The organism is Spirillospora sp. NPDC049024, assembly GCF_040649235.1.
GTDB lineage: Bacteria > Actinomycetota > Actinomycetes > Streptosporangiales > Streptosporangiaceae > Spirillospora.
This window is the reverse complement of sequence record NZ_JBEZFD010000050.1, coordinates 1-15997: the sequence shown is the minus strand read 5'-3', so window position 1 is coordinate 15997 and position 15997 is coordinate 1. Positions and strand designations below refer to the sequence as shown.

Below are 15997 nucleotides of genomic sequence, written 5' to 3'. Positions count from 1 at the left end.
GTCCCATCCCGAACCCGGAAGTTAAGCCCTTCAGCGCCGATGGTACTGCATGGGAGACCGTGTGGGAGAGTAGGACGCCGCCGGACACATATTAGGAAAGGCCCCGCCGTTACCGGCGGGGCCTTTCTTGTTTTTCAGGGGCGGGAGGTCCGCGCCACTCTCCGTGCCTGTCGCCGCCGCCTGCCCACGAGGCTCGCTGCCCCCGCCTCGCCCCGCCGGCTGTCCGGTGACCAGGGCGGAGAAGGCGGCGCCCAGGCGCCGGAAAGGCCCTCGGACGGGGGCCGCGCTACTGACTGACCGCATTCGGACATCCGCTAATGAATCGGGTGGCGGGGGTACAGAGGATGCGGGCAGAGGAGGATCCCGATGAATCGTGCCGTTCGTGGTCGTGTCGCATGGCGCAAGAGTTCCTGGAGCAATGGGTCGGGAAACTGCGTCGAGATCGCAGGGTTTCGGTACGCCATAGGGATCAGGGACAGCAAGGCACCGAACGGTCCTGTTCTCGCTGTCTCCCCGAAGCAGTGGACGGCATTCATCAAGGCGGTCAAGGCAGGCGGGCACGACCTGAGCTGACCTGGGAAAGGCCGGTCGGCATGCGGCTACGGGCTGCAGCCTCGTCATCTGGATGACAAAGGCTGCCCGCATAGACGTGCTTGCCCGGAATGGCGGGCACCCGTGTCCGCACGCGTCCGCAGCGTGTCCGGATGAGGGTCAGCCGGTTCGATGAGCCTCGATCAGGTTGCCGCAGGTGTCGTCGAGCACGGCCGTGATCCCGGCACCGCGGTCGACTCCTGGGTGAAGCGCACACCGAGGCCGCGCAGCCGTTCGTACACGGACTTGGCGCCGTCGCCGGCGGACGGCGTACGGGAGCTAACTGCCGATCAGGGCCGTCACCGGCCTCACGGCTGGACGGCCGCTCGGTTGGAGTCGCAGGTCCGCCCCGTCAGGGTCCTGCGAGGACACGACGGTCAGGGCTCAGTGGGGACACGACAGTCCGGTTCCTGTGCAGGACCCGACGGTCCGGGTCCTGTGCAGACACGACGGTCAGAGTCCTGAGGGGACACGGCTGTCAGAGCCTTAGGGGCGCGACGGTCAGGCATCGGTCCTCGTTTTGGGGACTCGCGCTTCTTCACGGACCGCTGCGCCTCGGCGCAGCTACTCAGCGCCTTCTTCTGGTCGTGCTTCTGGTCGTGCCGAACAGGTTCGCCAGGTTGGCTCTCACGTCGGGCCCCCTCCCCTCGTGCCGGCGCCGCCGTCAGCGATGCTGGACGGTCCTCTTGGGCTTTCTGAGCCACCGCTCGATGATCGGTTCCAGCGGGCCGGTGTTGATGTAGTGGAACTTGTACCGTCCCTCGCGCTTGGTGACGACGAGTCCTGCCGCCTCGAGGACCTCGAGGTGCTGCGAGATCGCCTGCCGTGACGAGCCGAGGTCGTACTTGGTCGTCAGGCGGGCACAGATCTCGAAGAGCGTCTGGCCGTTCCGGTCGGTCAACTCGTCGAGGATGGTGCGCCGCGTGGGGTCGGCCAGAGCCTTGAATACGTCTCCCACACACACGACGCTAGGCAAGCAACTCCTTGCAGGTCAAGCGTGCCGGATCGCAGGGCGTGGCGCGCCGCTCAGAGGCCCCGCGCCCCGTCGATGCGTTCGCGGAGCAGATCGGCGTGTCCGTTGTGCCGGGCGTACTCCTCGATCATGTGGATGAGCACCCAGCGCAGCGAGACCGGCCCGCGCCAGGCGTCGTGACCCTCGACGTCGAGGTGGGGGGCCTGGGCGACGTAGGCGTCGGCGAAGGCCACCTCCTCCCGCCAGGCCTGCCAGGCACCGGCGATGACCTCGGGGTCCGGTGCGGCCCCGTCGAAGTCGCCGTCGGGGTTCTCGGGGGAGGAGAAGCGGGCGGGCGCGTCCTGGCCGGCCAGGACCGCCCTGAACCAGCGGCGCTCGACGTCGGCGAGATGCCGGACCAGGCCGAGCAGCGACAGCGTGGACGGCTCCACCGACTGCCGGGCCAGCTCGGCGTTCAGACCCGTGCACTTCAGTTCCAGGGTCGCCCGCTGCGCGGCGAGGACGTGGGCGAGCAGCGTCCGCTCGTCTCCGACGGCGGGGAAGGTGAATCGGCCATCTTCCTCGGCATCGAAGATGTCGCTTCTTCGGCGGAGGGTCGTTTCGTCCATCTCCTGCCTTTCCGAGGCTAGGCGAGCAGGGGCAAGGCATTCGGGCGAATTGGGGGAGGCTGCCCTGCGTGCCCCGTTCATGGAAGCAACATTGTCATCGGCCGGGGCGGCCGTGGGGGAGGCTGCCCCGGCCGTCAGGCGTCCAGGATGTGTGAGGCGGCGGATGCGAGCCTGCGCTCGGCGATCTGCCGGGCGGCCCGCATCGGGGTGACGCCGGTCGAGCGAGCCAGGTCGAGAAGGTGGCCGACGGTGTCGCCGATACCCTCCACCCGCTGCTGGGCGGCCTCGTGGCCGTGGTTCTCCGATTCGCGGCTGAGAGCGTAGATGATGCCGCCGGCACTGGCGACGTAGTCCGGAACCCAGACGATGCCGTGCTTCGCGAGCGAATCGGCGACGGACTCCTCGGTGAGCTGGTTGTTCGCCGGGCCGACGACGAGCCGCGCGGTGAGCCGGGGGATGACTGCCTCGTCGAGCACGCCACCGACGGCCGCCGGGACGAGGATGTCGGCCGGCGCGGACAGGGCCTGATCGGGTTCGACCCACCCGTACCCGCTCGCCAGGGCGGCGTCCTTGCGGGACTGCTCCACGTCCGACACGACGACCTGTGCGCCCTCGGCGGCCAGTCCGGCGGCGATACCGCTGCCGACCGACCCGAATCCGGCGATGACCACCGTGCGGCCGGTGCAGGAGGCGTCGCCGAACACATGCCGGGCTCCGGCGCGCAGGGCCGCCAGAACGCCGGTCGCGGTGGGGCCGCCGGAATCGCCGGTCCCGCCGTGCTCCTCTGGCGCGCAGTACGCGTACGGCGAGAAGCGCCGCAGGGTCACCATGTCCTCCGGGCCGGTGCCGATGTCGGGCCCGGTTCGGTAGGACCCCTCGAAGGAAGCGATCAGCTCGCCCAGGTCCTCGAGCGCGGCCTCGCGCAGCTCCGCGGTGAGTTCGGTCTCCCTGTCGAGGGCGATCACGGTCTTGCCGCCTCCGAAGTCCAGGCCGGCCACCGCGGCCTTGTAGGTCATGGCCTCGGACAGGCGCAGCGCGTCGGCCAGTCCGTCCTGCCAGGTGTCGTAGCGGCGAAGCCTGCAACCGCCGACCGCCGGGCCCAGCGCCCGGGAGTGGACGGCGACGATCAGCGGCAGCCGTGAGCGGACGCCGCGCCGGACGACGACATGTTCGTGTGCAAATGCTTGGCTCATGCCCGTGAAGTTAGAGTCTCGTACGGTTCGGTTGGCCCACTGCCGAACTAAATTCGGATTCACACCCGGGAGGCGACCATGGACGAACTAGATACGGCGATCGTGCACCATCTGCAGGCCGATGGTCGGCTGTCCAACCGCGCCCTCGCCGAGAAGCTCGGCATCGCACCGTCCACCTGCCTTGAACGCACCAGGCTCCTGCACAAGCGCGGAATCATCCAGGGATACCGGGCCCAGGTCTCCCTGCACGCACTCAACCGCTCGGTACAGGCAATGGTGTTCACCCAGGTCCGGCCACTGCGCCGGGACGTCGTCGCAGACTTCGAACGCTCGGTGACCCGGCTACCGGAAGTCGTCTCCGTCTACACCATGGCCGGCAGCGACGACTTCCTCGTCCACGTCACGGCCCAGGACATCGATCATCTGCACGCCTTTCTCCTGGACCAGTTCACCAACCGGCGGGAGATCGTCAGCTTCCGCACCTCGATCATCTACCAGCACCTCACCAACCCGGTGCTCGATCCCCTGCCCCCACGGCAGAGCAACACGCGTGAAACTCTGCCGCCCGCCGGACCACCGACTCCCCGACCATGACCCGCAAGCAGCGCATGGCCGACCCGGACACGGTGTCGGAGGCGGCCCTGCGCCTCGCAGCGGAGGGGGACTTCGGCCCGCCCCAGCGCGGTGAAGAGCGCTTCAGCTCTCCAGGTCGGCCAGGAGGGCCTGCACTGCGTCCAGGTCGTCCTCGCTGAAGACGCGGATTCCGGAGCGGCGCAGGAGTGCGGTCGTCACGCCGGTTCCGGGGGCCGCGCTGCCGGTGAAGGTGCCGTCGTAGATCCGGTGGCTGCCGCAGGACGGGCTGCCCTCCTTGAGGAGGGCGAGGCGGGCGCCGGAGCGCTGCGCGGTCTCCAGGGCCAGCCGGGCGCCGCGGAGGAACTCGCCGGTGACGTCGGCGCCGGTGCGGGTGAGGATGCGGGCCGTGCCGTCGAGGACGTCGCCGCCGTCACCGCCGACGATCTCGGCGGGCGGGCGGGGGACGGGCAGGCCGCCCGACACCTCGGGGCAGAAGGGGACGAGGCGGCCCTCGGCGCGCCAGCGTTCGAAGAGGTCGCCCGCCACCGGCTTGGCCGCGCCGTCGTAGCGGACGGGCCGCCCGGCGAGGCACGAGCTGACCAGGATGCGCTCCACGCCGCCCAGCCTATGCGCGCCGCGCCGGGGGCTCCGCCTACTTGCCGGCGCGGATGCGGTCCACGGCGATCTGGGCGACGCGGACGGCGGCTCCCGGGTTGAGGCGGGCGCCGCGCCAGGCGAAGCGGCCGTGGGCGGGCGCGACGATGAGCGCCTGGTTCTTGGCGACGCCGCGCATGATGTCGCGGGCGAGCTTCTCGGCCGTGTAGAGGCGGGGGGCCGCCTTCGCGATGTCGCCGGTGGCGTCGCCGCTCAGCTGGGTCTCCGGCAGGTCGGGGTTGACGTTGTGCAGGAGCGGGGTGTCCACGAAGCTCGGGCACACCACGCTGACCTTGACGCCGCGTCCGGCGGCCTCGGCGCGCAGGCCGAGGGACAGGCCGACGACGGCGTGCTTGGTGGCGGTGTAGGGGATGCCGATCGGCATCGGGACGAGCCCGGCGAGCGAGGCGGTGTTGACGATGTGGCCGCGGCCCTGCTCCAGCATGATCGGGTAGGCGGCGTGGACGCCGTGCACGACGCCCTTGAGGTTGATGTCGATGGCGCGGTTCCAGTGGTCGAGGGTGAGCTCCTCGGCCAGCCCGCCGACCGCGATGCCCGCGTTGTTGAACACCAGGTCGAGCCGCCCGTGGTCGGCCTTGACGCCCTTGTAGAGGTCGGCGACGGCGGCCGCGTCGGTGACGTCGAGGGCGGCGGAGACCGCCTTGCCCCTGCCGAGCGTGTTCAGCTTGTCGGCGACCTGTTCGGCGCCCTCGGCGTTGATGTCGGTGACCACGACGGTGTCGCCGCGCGCCACCAGGGACGTGGCGATCGCACGGCCGATGCCGGACGCTCCTCCGGTCACGATCGCGATGCTCATGTGCGCGCTCCGCTCGATGAACGGCGAGGCCGGGCTCGGAAGGGAGCCCGGACCGCGCCGGCTAATTGGATCTTATGTTCAATTGCGAGGATTCTAGGTGGCGGCGGGGGCCGCCGGTACTCAGCGCGGCGACAAACTCGCGGCCCCGGACTCGTCCCGCCGATCGATCTGGAAGTCCGGCCGGGCCGAGGCGGCGGGTCCGCAGCCGGACGCCGGCCGCGCCGCCCCTGGCCTCCGCGATGCTCAGGCGGCCTTGATCGGCGCGACCGCACGGCGCTGCTTCGGCTCGTCCCAGATGCCGAAGGCCTTCCAGACCTGCCTGCTCACCGGCGTGATCACGCCGAGCTCGGCCATCAGGTCGCGGATCTTGCCGACCGAGTTGGAGATCTCCGCCTGCGCCGCGTCGTTCTTGTAGGCGGCGCGGACGACGTCCTTCGGGATATTGAAGTGCCGCACCATCGGGCCGGGCGGGGACAGCATGATCCGCGCCATCACGCCGAGGACGACGGGCGTCGCGAGGCCGAGGATCCGGCGGCGCGCCGGGTGCATGTTCGGGACCCGGTGCTTGAGGTAGTGCCGGGCGAACGAGATGTGCCGGGCCTCCTCCGCGATGTGGATCTTCATGATGGTCTCCTCGAGCGGGTGCTTGATGTGCCCGCCCTTGAGGGACTTGCGCTGGACGTAGTCGATCGGGTCCTCGCCGCCGAGCACGAAGACGAAGAACATCTCGGTGCTGACCAGCGGGATCCACGGGGCGGCCTGTGCGATGAGGCTGAGCGAGCGCGGCATGCCGCGGATCGGCATCTTCGTCCGGTTCACGAACTCCTGGAACATCATGCCGTGGTGACATTCCTCGGTCGTCTCGTGGTAGACGTACCGGAACTCGGGCCGGCCGTTCGGCAGCCGGTAGGCGTAGTTGAGGAGCCCGCGCTTGAGCAGGTTCTCGAACTGGAGCCCGATCTTCATCGCGGTGGCGACCCGCCACAGGCCGATCTGCGACTGGATCTCTCGCGGCTGCGACTGGTACCAGGCCGTCTCGCCCAGGCGGTCGAACGGGGGCAGCACCCAGCGCGGGTCGTTCTTGTCGACGAGGAACTCGGGGTCGTCCCACGGGATGTCGGCGTAGGCCTCCCAGTGCTTCTCGACCGACGCCTTGTTCAGGCGGTCGATGACGCCGAGGTACGACTTCTTGTCCTTGACCTGCTCGCGGACCTCGTCGGCGAGTTCGGTGGGGGCTTTCGGCATTGGGGACGCTCCCTCGGGGTGGTGCGGCCGGCGGGGGCCGGTGCGGGACGGGTCGGGTCAGGGGCCGGTGCGGGGCCCGGCCTCCGCCGTGCCCCGCTCGGGGACGATCAGCTGCGCGACGTCCTTGATCTGGCGCAGCACCGCGGCCTGGTGGCCCTCGGCGTCGTCGTCCAGCGCGTTCTGGATGGACAGCCCGACGAACATGGCGAACAGGGTGCGCAGCGTCGTCGAGACGAAGTCGGGGGGAAGGGTGTTGTCGGGGAACAGCCGCTCGAACGTCTCCGTGATCACCTGGAGGATCCGCTCGTTCAGGTCGCGGCACAGCGGCCGCAGCTCGTCGTCGGTGCGGGCCGCCACCGCCAGCTCCATGAGGGCCTTGGCCGGACGGCCGCGGAACACCTCCCAGAGCAGGTCGAGCGCGCCCGAGACGTTGCGCCGGTCGGCCGGCAGCACCGCGAACGCCGTCTCGTACGCCAGGCGCTGCGCCTCCAGGAGGTGCTCCAGCGCGGCCGCGACGAGGACCATCTTCGTCGGGTAGTGGTGCTGCTGCGCCCCGCGCGAGACGCCGGCGCGGCGGGCCACCTCCGTGGTGGACGTCCCGGACCAGCCGAGGTCCACCAGGCACTCCGTGGTGGCCTCCAGGAGCCTGGCCTGCGTGCGCGACCTGCGCTCCTCCTGCGTCCGGCGGCCGGAGGAGCCGTGCCGGTGACGTCTGCGGCTGCTTACTGACACGACTCAGACGGTACGAGCGCGAGATACAAGCAATCAAGCCTGCATGTATGTTGCCCGCATCACAATTGGACATCGAGTCTCATTGATCGCCGCGTACCGCGCCTGACGTAGACGGCGGCTCGCGCGGCCTCCTCTGGGAGCAGGCGCAGTGCCTCTTCTGGCCCGACGACGGGCCCCATGCCGCGGGGCCACGATCCCGGGCATGGGAAACGCAGCGGAAGCAAGGCGAGCGATGAGCGAGGGCACCGCGGGCGGCGCCCGCACGGTGGGCCTCACCAAGGTGTACGGGTCCGGCGCCATGGCGGTGCGGGCCCTCGACGATGTCAGCGTGGAGTTCCCGGAGCGGCGCTTCACCGCGATCATGGGACCGTCCGGGGCCGGGAAGTCCACCCTCATGCACTGCGTCGCGGGCCTGGAGGACGCGACGTCCGGCAAGGTCTACGTCGGCGACCAGGAGCTCGGGGCGCTCTCGGACCGTCGCCTCACCCGGCTCAGGCGGGAGCGGATCGGGTTCGTGTTCCAGGCGTTCAACCTGCTCCCCACGCTCACGGCCCGCGACAACATCCTCCTGCCCCTGACCCTCGCGGGGGCGGGTCCGGACCGGGAGTGGCTGGACACGGTCGTCCGCGTGCTGAAGCTGGGGGACCGGCTGTCGCACCGCCCGTCCGAGATGTCCGGCGGGCAGCAGCAGCGGGTGGCGCTGGCGCGCGCCCTGGTCACGCGCCCCCAGATCGTGTTCGCCGACGAGCCGACCGGCAACCTCGACTCCCGCACCGGGGCCGAGGTGCTCGGTCTCCTCCGCGACGCCGTCGACCACCTAGGCCAGACCGTGGCGATGGTGACCCACGACCCGGTCGCCGCCGGGCACGCCGACGCGGTCGTGTTCCTCGCCGACGGCCAGGTCGTCGACATCATGGACGCGCCCACACCCGACCGGGTGCTGGACCGCATGCGCGGGCTGGGGGACCACCGATGATCGGGCTCGTGTTCAAGGAGCTGTGGGGGCGCAAGCGCCGCATGGCGGGCTCCCTGGTGGCGGTCTTCCTCGGCGTGACGTTCCTAACGGGGACGCTCGTCCTCGGCGACACCCTCGCCGCGAGCATCGACGGGTACGTCTCCAGCGGCTACGGCGACACGGACGTGGTCGTCCGGAACGCCACCAGGGTGAGCGACGCACCGTGGGGCGCGCGCGGGCAGATCGACGCGTCCGTCCTGGACAGGGTCCGCCAGGTGAAGGGCGTCGCCAACGCCGAACCGACCATCGAGGGGTCGGGGCAGCTGCTCGCCAAGGACGGCGCGGTGATCCGGTCGCGCGGCCCCCGGATGGCGGGCAACTGGAAGACCGACCCGAAGCTCAACCCCTACCGGCTCGCCGAGGGACGGGCGCCGCGCGCGCCGGACGAGGTCGTCATCGACAGGATGTTCGCCGACGAGGGCCACCTCAAGGTCGGCGACCGGACGGCGGTGCTCACGCCGGAGAAGGTCCCCGTGACGGTCGTCGGCATCAGCATGTTCGGCGACCAGGAGGCCTTCGGCGAGACGTCGTTCACGGCGTTCTCCCTTGAGGGCGCCCGCCGGTACGTCGCGAAGGGGACCGACCGCATCAGCGGCGTCTCGATCCGCGCGCAGGACGGCGTCGACCAGGGGGAGCTGGCTTCGCGGGTGCGGGCCGTGCTGCCCTCCGGGGTGCAGGCCCTGTCGAAGAAGGCGCAGGTCGAGGAGGGGATGAGCCTCGTCCAGAACGGCTTCCTGCGCGTGTTCCGGACCGTCCTGGCCGCCTTCGGCGGGGTGGCGCTGCTGGTCGCCGCGTTCAGCATCCACAACACGTTCGCGATCACGATGGCGCAGCGGACCCGCGAGTCGGCCCTGCTGCGCGCGCTCGGCGCCGGGCGCCGGCAGGTCGTGACGATCGTCGGCTTCGAGGCGCTGGTGGTCGGCGGCGCCGCGACCCTCGCCGGGCTCGCCGGCGGGATCGGGTTCGCCGCCCTGCTCCGGGAGCTCTTCGCTCGGTTCCGCATCGGGATCGAGATGGAGGGCCTCACCGTCGCCGCCACCTCGGTCATGATCGCGGTGCCGGTCGGGCTGCTGGTCACCCTGGTCGCCGCGCTCGGCCCGGCGCTGAAGGCGTCGCGGGTGCCGCCGCTGGCCGCGCTGCGCGAGGTCGCGGCCGAGTCCTCCCGGCCGACCGAGACCCGCCTCATCGTCGGCGCCGTCTTCGCGGTGGTGGCGGCCGGCACCGTCGTGTTCGGCGCGGTCACCGAGCAGATGGCGATGGCGGCCGCGGGCGCGGTGGTGACCGTCGTGTCGATGGTCGTGCTCGGCCCCGTCGCCGCCCGTCCCGTCGCGGCGCTGGTCGGCGGGCCCGCGGCACGGCTGCGCGGCGTGCCCGGGACGCTCGCGCGCGACAACGCCTCCCGCAGCCCGGCCCGCACGGCCGGGGCGGCGACCGCGCTGATGATCGGCGTCGGGGTCGTCACGCTGATGACGGTGTTCCTCGGGTCGCTGCGCGCCTCCCTGGAGGACGGCGTCGCCGGGTCGTTCAAGGGGCCGATCGTCGTGGACGCGGGCACCAACGAGACCGGCGGGTTCGCCACCTCGCTCGTGCAGGAGGCGGCGAAGCTGCCGCAGGTGAGCGAGGTCGCGGGGATGGGCACGGGCAGCATGCGGGTGAACGGCAAGCCGTCCACCGTCAGTGTGGCCGACCCCTCCGCCCTGCGGCGCGTCCTCGACCTGGACGTCACCCAAGGCGGCCTCAACGACGCCGATACGTTCGCCGTCTCGAAGAAGGCCGCGGACGACAAGGGCTGGCGCGTGGGCTCCGCGGTGGGCGTGACGTTCGCGGACGGCGCCTCACAGAGGCTCACGGTGGGGGCCGTCTACGGCAACACCGACTTGACCGGGGACTACCTCATCCCGCGGTCGGTGTGGAACGCGCACACCAGGCAGCCTCTCGACACCAGGGCGTTCGTCGAACTGAAGGCCGGCGCGTCGGTCGCGTCCGCCCGGCAGGCCCTCACCGCGCTGGCCAAGCCGTACGGTGCGCCCGACGTGGAGTCGCGGGACGAGTTCGTCGCCGCGCAGACCGAGGACATGGCCGGCTTCATCGGCGTCGTCTACGGGATGCTCATCCTGGCGATCGTCATCGCGCTGCTCGGCATCGCCAACACGCTGTCGCTCGCCGTCCACGAGCGGACCCGCGAGCTCGGCCTGCTGCGCGCGGTCGGCGCGACGCGCCCGCAGATCCGGTCCATGGTGCGCTGGGAGTCGGTCATCGTCGCGCTGTTCGGCACCGGCGGCGGCGTCGGCCTCGGGGTGTTCCTCGGCTGGGGCCTCGGCGCCGCCCTCGGCAACCCGTTCGCGCCGCAGGCCGCGCAGGTCGCGGTCATCGCCGTGGTCGGCGCGGTCGCCGGGGCCCTCGCCGCGATCCGCCCCGCCCGGCGCGCGGCGCGGCTGGCCATCCTGTCGGCGATCTCCGCGCCGTGACGCGCCCGTCCCCGCCTCCCGGCCTCGCGGCCGGAGGGCGGGGGCTTCCGGATCCGGTCGCGACGCCGCGGCGGGGTGCGCCGCGTGTCGCCGCCGGACCGCCGTTATGGTGACTCCATGCAGGTCAACCAGTCGGGCAAGCTGACCAACGTCTGTTACGACATCCGCGGGCCGGTCCTCAAGCGCGCCAAGCAGCTGGAGAACGAGGGAAACAAGATCCTCAAGCTGCACATCGGCAACCCGGCCCCGTTCGGGTTCGAGGCCCCGCCCGAACTCCTCCAGGACATGATCCGCAACCTGCCGGAGGCGCACGGCTACAGCGACTCCAAGGGCATCCTGCCCGCCCGCCGCGCCATCGTGCAGACCTTCGAGGACAACGGCGTCACCGGCGTCGACGTCGAGGACGTCTACCTCGGCAACGGCGTCTCCGAGCTCATCGTCATGACGCTGCAGGCGCTGCTCAACGACGGCGACGAGGTGCTCATCCCGGCGCCCGACTACCCGCTGTGGACGGCGTCGGTGTCGCTGTGCGGCGGCACGCCCGTCCACTACCTGTGCGACGAGGACGACGGGTGGCAGCCGAGCCTGGACGACATCGAGTCCAAGATCGGCGACCGCACCCGCGCGCTGGTGATCATCAACCCGAACAACCCGACCGGCGCCGTCTACTCGCGCGAGGTGCTGTCGCGCATCGTCGAGGTCGCCCGCCGCCGGAACCTGATCATCTTCGCGGACGAGATCTACGACCGGATCCTCTACGACGACGCCGAGCACGTCCCGATCGCGTCCCTGGCCCCCGACCTGCTGTGCCTCACCTTCGGCGGCCTGTCCAAGAACTACCGCGTCGCCGGGTTCCGCTCGGGATGGGTGGTGCTGTCCGGACCGAAGGAGCACGCCGAGTCCTACATCGAGGGCCTCGACATCCTCGCCAACATGCGGCTCTGCCCGAACGTCCCGGGGCAGCACGCCATCCAGGCGGCGCTCGGCGGCTACCAGAGCATCGACGACCTCGTCCTGCCGACCGGGCGCCTCGGCGAGCAGCGCGACCGCGCCTGGAAGCTGCTGAACGACCTGCCGGGCGTCAGCTGCGTCAAGCCGGAGGGCGCCCTGTACGTCTTCCCGCGCCTGGACCCGGAGATGTACCCGGTCGAGGACGACATGCGCTTCGCCCTCGACCTGCTGGAGCAGCAGAAGCTCCTGGTCGTCCAGGGGACGGGCTTCAACTGGCCGACGACCGACCACTTCCGCGTCGTCACCCTCCAGTACGCCGATGACCTGGAGGACGCGGTGGGCCGCATCGGCGAGTTCCTCACCACCTACCGCCGCTAGCCCGCCCCCGCCACCAAACCGCGTCGCGCCGTCAGGGCCGCGTGGCGCCGTCAGGAGTCCGGCCGCGCCGTCATGCCTGTGTCACGCCGCTGGGACCGCGTCCCGCCACCACGACTCCGGTTGTGCCGTCAGGATCGCGTCGCGGCGTCAGGCGCGTCGTCGCGTCAGGACTCGGTTGCGGCGGCGTCGAGACGGCGGAGGGCGCCGCGGACGACGTCCGGATCGGTGGTCGCCCAGAACGGCGGCAGCGAGTTCTTGAGGAAGCCGCCGTAGCGGGCCGTCGCGAGCCGCGGGTCGAGGACGGCGACCACGCCGCGGTCGTCCATCGACCGGAGCAGCCTGCCCGCGCCCTGTGCGAGCAGCAGCGCCGCGTGCGTCGCCGCGACCGCCATGAACCCGTTGCCGCCGCGCGCCGCGACGGCCCGGGACCGCGCCGACGACACCGGGTCGTCCGGGCGCGGGAAGGGGATGCGGTCCATGATGACGAGCTGCAGCGAGGGGCCGGGGACGTCCACGCCCTGCCAGAGGGACAGGGTGCCGAACAGGCAGGTCCGCTCGTCCTCGGCGAACTGCTTCACCAGCAGGGAGGTGGAGTCTTCGCCCTGGCAGAGCAGCGGGTGGGACAGGTGGTCCTTCAGCTCGTCGGCGGCCTGGCGCGCGGCGCGCATCGAGGAGAACAGGCCGAGCGTCCGCCCGCCCGCCGCCTCGATCAGCTCGGTGATCTCGGTCAGGTAGGCGTCGGCGAGGCCGTCGCGCCCCGGCTGCGGCAGGTGCCGCGCGACGTAGAGGATGCCCGCCTTCGGGTGGTCGAAGGGCGAGCCGACGTCGAGCCCCGACCAGACGACCTCGGTCTCCTCGCCCTTCTCCGTCGCGGTCCGCGCGAGGCCCTCGGCGGCGGTCTTGGCGTCCTTCGGGCCGCCCTCGTCCAGCGGCGGCAGGCCCCACTGGCGGGCGAGCGGCTCGAACGACCCGCCGAGCGTGAGCGTCGCGGACGTCAGGACCGCGGTGCGCTGCTCGAACAGCGTCGCGCGCAGCAGCCCGCCGACACCGATCGGCGCCACGTGCAGCGCCGGCGGCCGCTTCGGGCGCCCCTCCTGGACGAACGGCTTCTCCAGCCACACCACGTCGAAGCGCTGCGCCATCTCGGGCTTGAACGCATCCAGGATCCGCACGGCCGTGTCGTGCAGCTCCTCCAGCGAGGACCGGGCCGCCTTGCGCGCGGCCATGTCGCCGGGGTCGGAATCCTTCTTCTCCGGCCCGAGCGCGGTGATGCAGGCGTGCGCGGCGTCCCGCACAGAGGCGAGGGTGTTGCCAAGGGCGCTGGACAAGACGTCCATGCGTCCTGCGGGCATCTCCTCCAGCAGGAGGCCGAGGCCTTCGGCGGCCTCCTTGAGCCGGTCGGCGAGGTGCTCCTCGGTGAGGCGCCCGCAGCGCCGCGCGGTCATCTCCACACCGGCCGCGCTCAGATCCCCGGTCGCGACCGACGTGACGCGGTCGACGAGTTCATGGGCCTCGTCGACGATCACCACGTCGTGCTCGGGCAGGACCTGGAACTCCTCCAGGGCGTCGATGGCCAGCAGCGCGTGGTTGGTGACGACGATGTGGGCCTCGCCCGCCTCCGCCCGCGCCAGCTCGGCGAAGCACTCGCTGCCGTGCGGGCACCGCTGCGCGCCCAGGCACTCCTTCGCCGTCACGGCGACCTGCCGCCACGCCTGCTCGCTCACCCCCGGAACCAGCTCGTCGCGGTCGCCGGTCTTCGTCTCCTCGGCCCACTCGTTCAGCCGCTTGACCTGCCGCCCCAGCGAGGACAGCTGCTGCGGGTCGAACAGGCTCGGCCCGCCGTCCTCCTCCTCGGGCGCGCCCGTCTGCACGCGGTGCAGGCACAGGTAGTTGCGGCGCCCCTTGAGGATCGCGTACTTCAGTTCCGTGCCGAGGAGCGGCCCCAGAGCCTCAGCGAGCCGCGGCAGGTCGCGGTCGACGAGCTGCCGCTGCAACGCGATCGTCGCCGTGGACACGACCACGGTGGTCTTGTCCTTGACGGCGTGGCGGATCGCGGGGACCAGGTAGGCGAGCGACTTGCCGGTGCCCGTGCCCGCCTGCGCGGCGACGTGCTCCCCGGAGTCGATCGCCTTCTCCACCGCCTGGGCCATCGCCACCTGCCCGGGGCGCTCGGCGCCCCCGACGGACGCGACGGCCGCGGCGAGGAGGGTCGCCATGTCCGGAATCTGGGTCTCGCTGCCGGTCAGCAGATCAGGGGCGGGCACGTCGCCCAACGCTACCGCCCGCGGCCGACACCCGCGTCCCGTCCGGCGCGACCGCCTCGAACAGAGCACCTCGGATCGGCCAGGAGTTATCCACAGTTGGGGAACCTCCGGCGGCCCCTGCGGCGCCGCTGAGACGCTCGGCACATGACATCCCTGGTGATCCGCAGCGCCCAGGACGCCATCGCGGCCGTCCCCTACCTGCTGGGCTTCCACCCGTCCCGCAGCCTCGTCGTGATCGGCTTCGAGGGGCGCTCCCGAGGCACATGCGCCATCCGGCTCGACTTACCGGCCCCCGGACCCGCCGGCCGATTCGCCACCGACCGTGTCGCCACCGACCGTGTCGCCACCGACCGTGTCGCCGCCGACCGCGCGGCAGCCGACCGGGTGGCCGCCGTCCTGGCCGGCAACGGCTTCGGCCGCTCGCTCCTCCTCGGTTACGGCCCCGACGAAGAGGTGAGGCAGGCCGCCGGGCCGCTGCGCGCGGCCCTGACGTCCGCGGGCGTCCCCGTCGCCGAGGCCATCCGCGTCGCGGAGGGCCGCTGGTGGTCGCTCACCTGCGTCGACGTCTGCTGCCCGCCCGAAGGCACCCCGTACGACATCTCCGCCACCACAGTCGCCGCCCAGGCCACCTTCGCGGGCCACGTGGCGCTGGCCGACCGCGCCGAACTCGTCTCCTCCGTCCAGCCCCTCGACGGCCCCGCCCGCGCCGCCATGGCCCGCGCCACCGAACGCGCCGAGAAGCGCTACCTCGCCCACCCGTCCACGCCCGCGGAAGACGACCTCGCGTTCGTCCTCGCCCTGCTCGCCCGCGCCCGCACCGGCACCCGTCCGACCGACGACGAGGTCGCCTGGCTCGGCCTCCTCCTCACCGACCTGCGCCTGCGCGACGAGACCTGGGCCCGCCTCGACGAAGACGCCCCGGCCACCGACATCGCCTTCTGGCGCGACATCGTCCGCCGCGTCGACCCCGCCTACGCCCCGGCCCCCGCGTCCCTGCTGGCCTTCACCGCCTACTCCGCCGGCGACGGCGGCCTGGCCAACGTCGCCCTCCAACGCGCCCTCGACACCGACCCCGCCTACTCCATGGCCGTCATCCTCCGCGAAGTGGTCAACGCAGGCATCCCACCCTCCCGCCTCCGCATGCACACACCCCCCGGCCCTCCATCCGCCCACCGCCGAAAAGCCTGCTAGCCGCGCTTGGCCCCACCCCCGCCGACGGCTGGGCAAGCGTCGGTCCGGAGGGTGCGCTGGAGTGTGACCCGCTCACTCCATGGCGGTCGTCCTCCGCGAAGTGGTCGACGGGGTGTCCCGCCCGCTTGCGCCCGCGCACGCCCCCCGACCCCCACCGAAGAGCCTGCTGGGCGGACCAGCCGCGCCGCCGGCGGCGGGCGGTGTGTGCTCGGTCGGCCGTGTGAGCGGGGGCGTTGAGGGCGGAGGGGAGGGTCAGACATCCCTGGAGGTTGGATGTCAAGCGGCGAGGTCGTGGTTGTGGTGTGACCAGGCGGTTGCCCGGTCGTAGAGGGTGTGGGTTTTGA

Annotated in this window: 14 protein-coding genes and 1 rRNA gene; 7 read left to right on the top strand and 8 right to left on the bottom strand. The window is 71.7% G+C overall.

All coding sequences use genetic code 11. From position 1 onward, the window contains the following. Window positions 1-86 (top strand): 5S ribosomal RNA (rrf, locus tag AB0C21_RS43110); the annotation flags it as partial. A gap of 280 nt (window positions 87-366) precedes the next feature. After that, window positions 367-573 (top strand): DUF397 domain-containing protein, encoded by a 207-nt coding sequence (locus AB0C21_RS43105; RefSeq protein ID WP_500212296.1) that lies wholly within the window; start codon window positions 367-369, stop codon window positions 571-573. Window positions 574-1255: 682 nt separating this feature from the next. Here AB0C21_RS43105 and AB0C21_RS43100 read toward each other — a convergent pair. The 3 genes from AB0C21_RS43100 to AB0C21_RS43090 all read right to left on the bottom strand — a co-directional run bounded on the left by AB0C21_RS43100 (window position 1256) and on the right by AB0C21_RS43090 (window position 3365). Beyond that, window positions 1256-1549 (bottom strand): ArsR/SmtB family transcription factor, encoded by a 294-nt coding sequence (locus AB0C21_RS43100; RefSeq protein WP_353820065.1) that lies wholly within the window; start codon window positions 1547-1549, stop codon window positions 1256-1258. 68 nt (window positions 1550-1617) lie between these two features. Then, entirely contained in the window at window positions 1618-2172 is a 555-nt protein-coding gene (locus AB0C21_RS43095; protein ID WP_500212295.1) for a DinB family protein, read from the bottom strand. Window positions 2173-2306: 134 nt separating this feature from the next. Next, complete coding sequence (locus AB0C21_RS43090) at window positions 2307-3365, bottom strand: Glu/Leu/Phe/Val dehydrogenase family protein (RefSeq protein ID WP_500212293.1); 1059 nt, start codon at window positions 3363-3365, stop codon at window positions 2307-2309. Between the two features lie 78 nt (window positions 3366-3443). Here AB0C21_RS43090 and AB0C21_RS43085 point away from each other — a divergent pair, with 78 nt between their 5' ends. Beyond that, window positions 3444-3959: an Lrp/AsnC family transcriptional regulator gene (locus AB0C21_RS43085; protein WP_500212292.1), complete on the top strand. Its 516-nt coding sequence runs from the start codon at window positions 3444-3446 to the stop codon at window positions 3957-3959. 102 nt (window positions 3960-4061) lie between these two features. Here the strand turns inward: AB0C21_RS43085 and AB0C21_RS43080 are convergent, their stop codons facing one another. From AB0C21_RS43080 to AB0C21_RS43065, 4 genes are all read right to left on the bottom strand, one after another. Next, window positions 4062-4553: a 2-thiouracil desulfurase family protein gene (locus tag AB0C21_RS43080; protein ID WP_500212291.1), complete on the bottom strand. Its 492-nt coding sequence runs from the start codon at window positions 4551-4553 to the stop codon at window positions 4062-4064. Between the two features lie 37 nt (window positions 4554-4590). Beyond that, on the bottom strand, window positions 4591-5409 hold the full coding sequence (locus AB0C21_RS43075) for an SDR family NAD(P)-dependent oxidoreductase (RefSeq protein ID WP_500212289.1): 819 nt from the start codon (window positions 5407-5409) through the stop codon (window positions 4591-4593). A 243-nt stretch (window positions 5410-5652) separates the two neighbouring features. Further along, window positions 5653-6654: an AurF N-oxygenase family protein gene (locus AB0C21_RS43070; RefSeq protein ID WP_500212286.1), complete on the bottom strand. Its 1002-nt coding sequence runs from the start codon at window positions 6652-6654 to the stop codon at window positions 5653-5655. Between the two features lie 57 nt (window positions 6655-6711). After that, window positions 6712-7386, bottom strand: a complete 675-nt coding sequence (locus AB0C21_RS43065) for a TetR/AcrR family transcriptional regulator (protein WP_500212285.1) — start codon at window positions 7384-7386, stop codon at window positions 6712-6714. Window positions 7387-7618: 232 nt separating this feature from the next. Here AB0C21_RS43065 and AB0C21_RS43060 point away from each other — a divergent pair, with 232 nt between their 5' ends. The 3 genes from AB0C21_RS43060 (at window position 7619) to AB0C21_RS43050 (ending at window position 12198) form a co-directional block, all read left to right on the top strand. Beyond that, window positions 7619-8362 (top strand): ABC transporter ATP-binding protein, encoded by a 744-nt coding sequence (locus AB0C21_RS43060; protein WP_500212283.1) that lies wholly within the window; start codon window positions 7619-7621, stop codon window positions 8360-8362. Beyond that, a complete protein-coding gene (locus AB0C21_RS43055) occupies window positions 8359-10869 on the top strand; it encodes an ABC transporter permease (protein ID WP_500212281.1) in 2511 nt (836 codons plus the stop codon). The genes AB0C21_RS43060 and AB0C21_RS43055 overlap by 4 nt, the downstream gene beginning before the upstream one ends. A 117-nt stretch (window positions 10870-10986) precedes the next feature. Then, complete coding sequence (locus tag AB0C21_RS43050) at window positions 10987-12198, top strand: pyridoxal phosphate-dependent aminotransferase (RefSeq protein WP_500212279.1); 1212 nt, start codon at window positions 10987-10989, stop codon at window positions 12196-12198. 164 nt (window positions 12199-12362) lie between these two features. On the opposite strand, the gene AB0C21_RS43045 is transcribed toward AB0C21_RS43050, so the two are convergent. Beyond that, entirely contained in the window at window positions 12363-14414 is a 2052-nt protein-coding gene (locus AB0C21_RS43045; RefSeq protein ID WP_353820130.1) for an ATP-dependent DNA helicase, read from the bottom strand. Window positions 14415-14606: 192 nt separating this feature from the next. On the opposite strand from AB0C21_RS43045, the gene AB0C21_RS43040 reads away from it, so the two are divergent. After that, entirely contained in the window at window positions 14607-15653 is a 1047-nt protein-coding gene (locus AB0C21_RS43040; protein ID WP_500212278.1) for a DUF4192 domain-containing protein, read from the top strand. The last annotated feature ends 344 nt before the right edge of the window (window positions 15654-15997 follow it).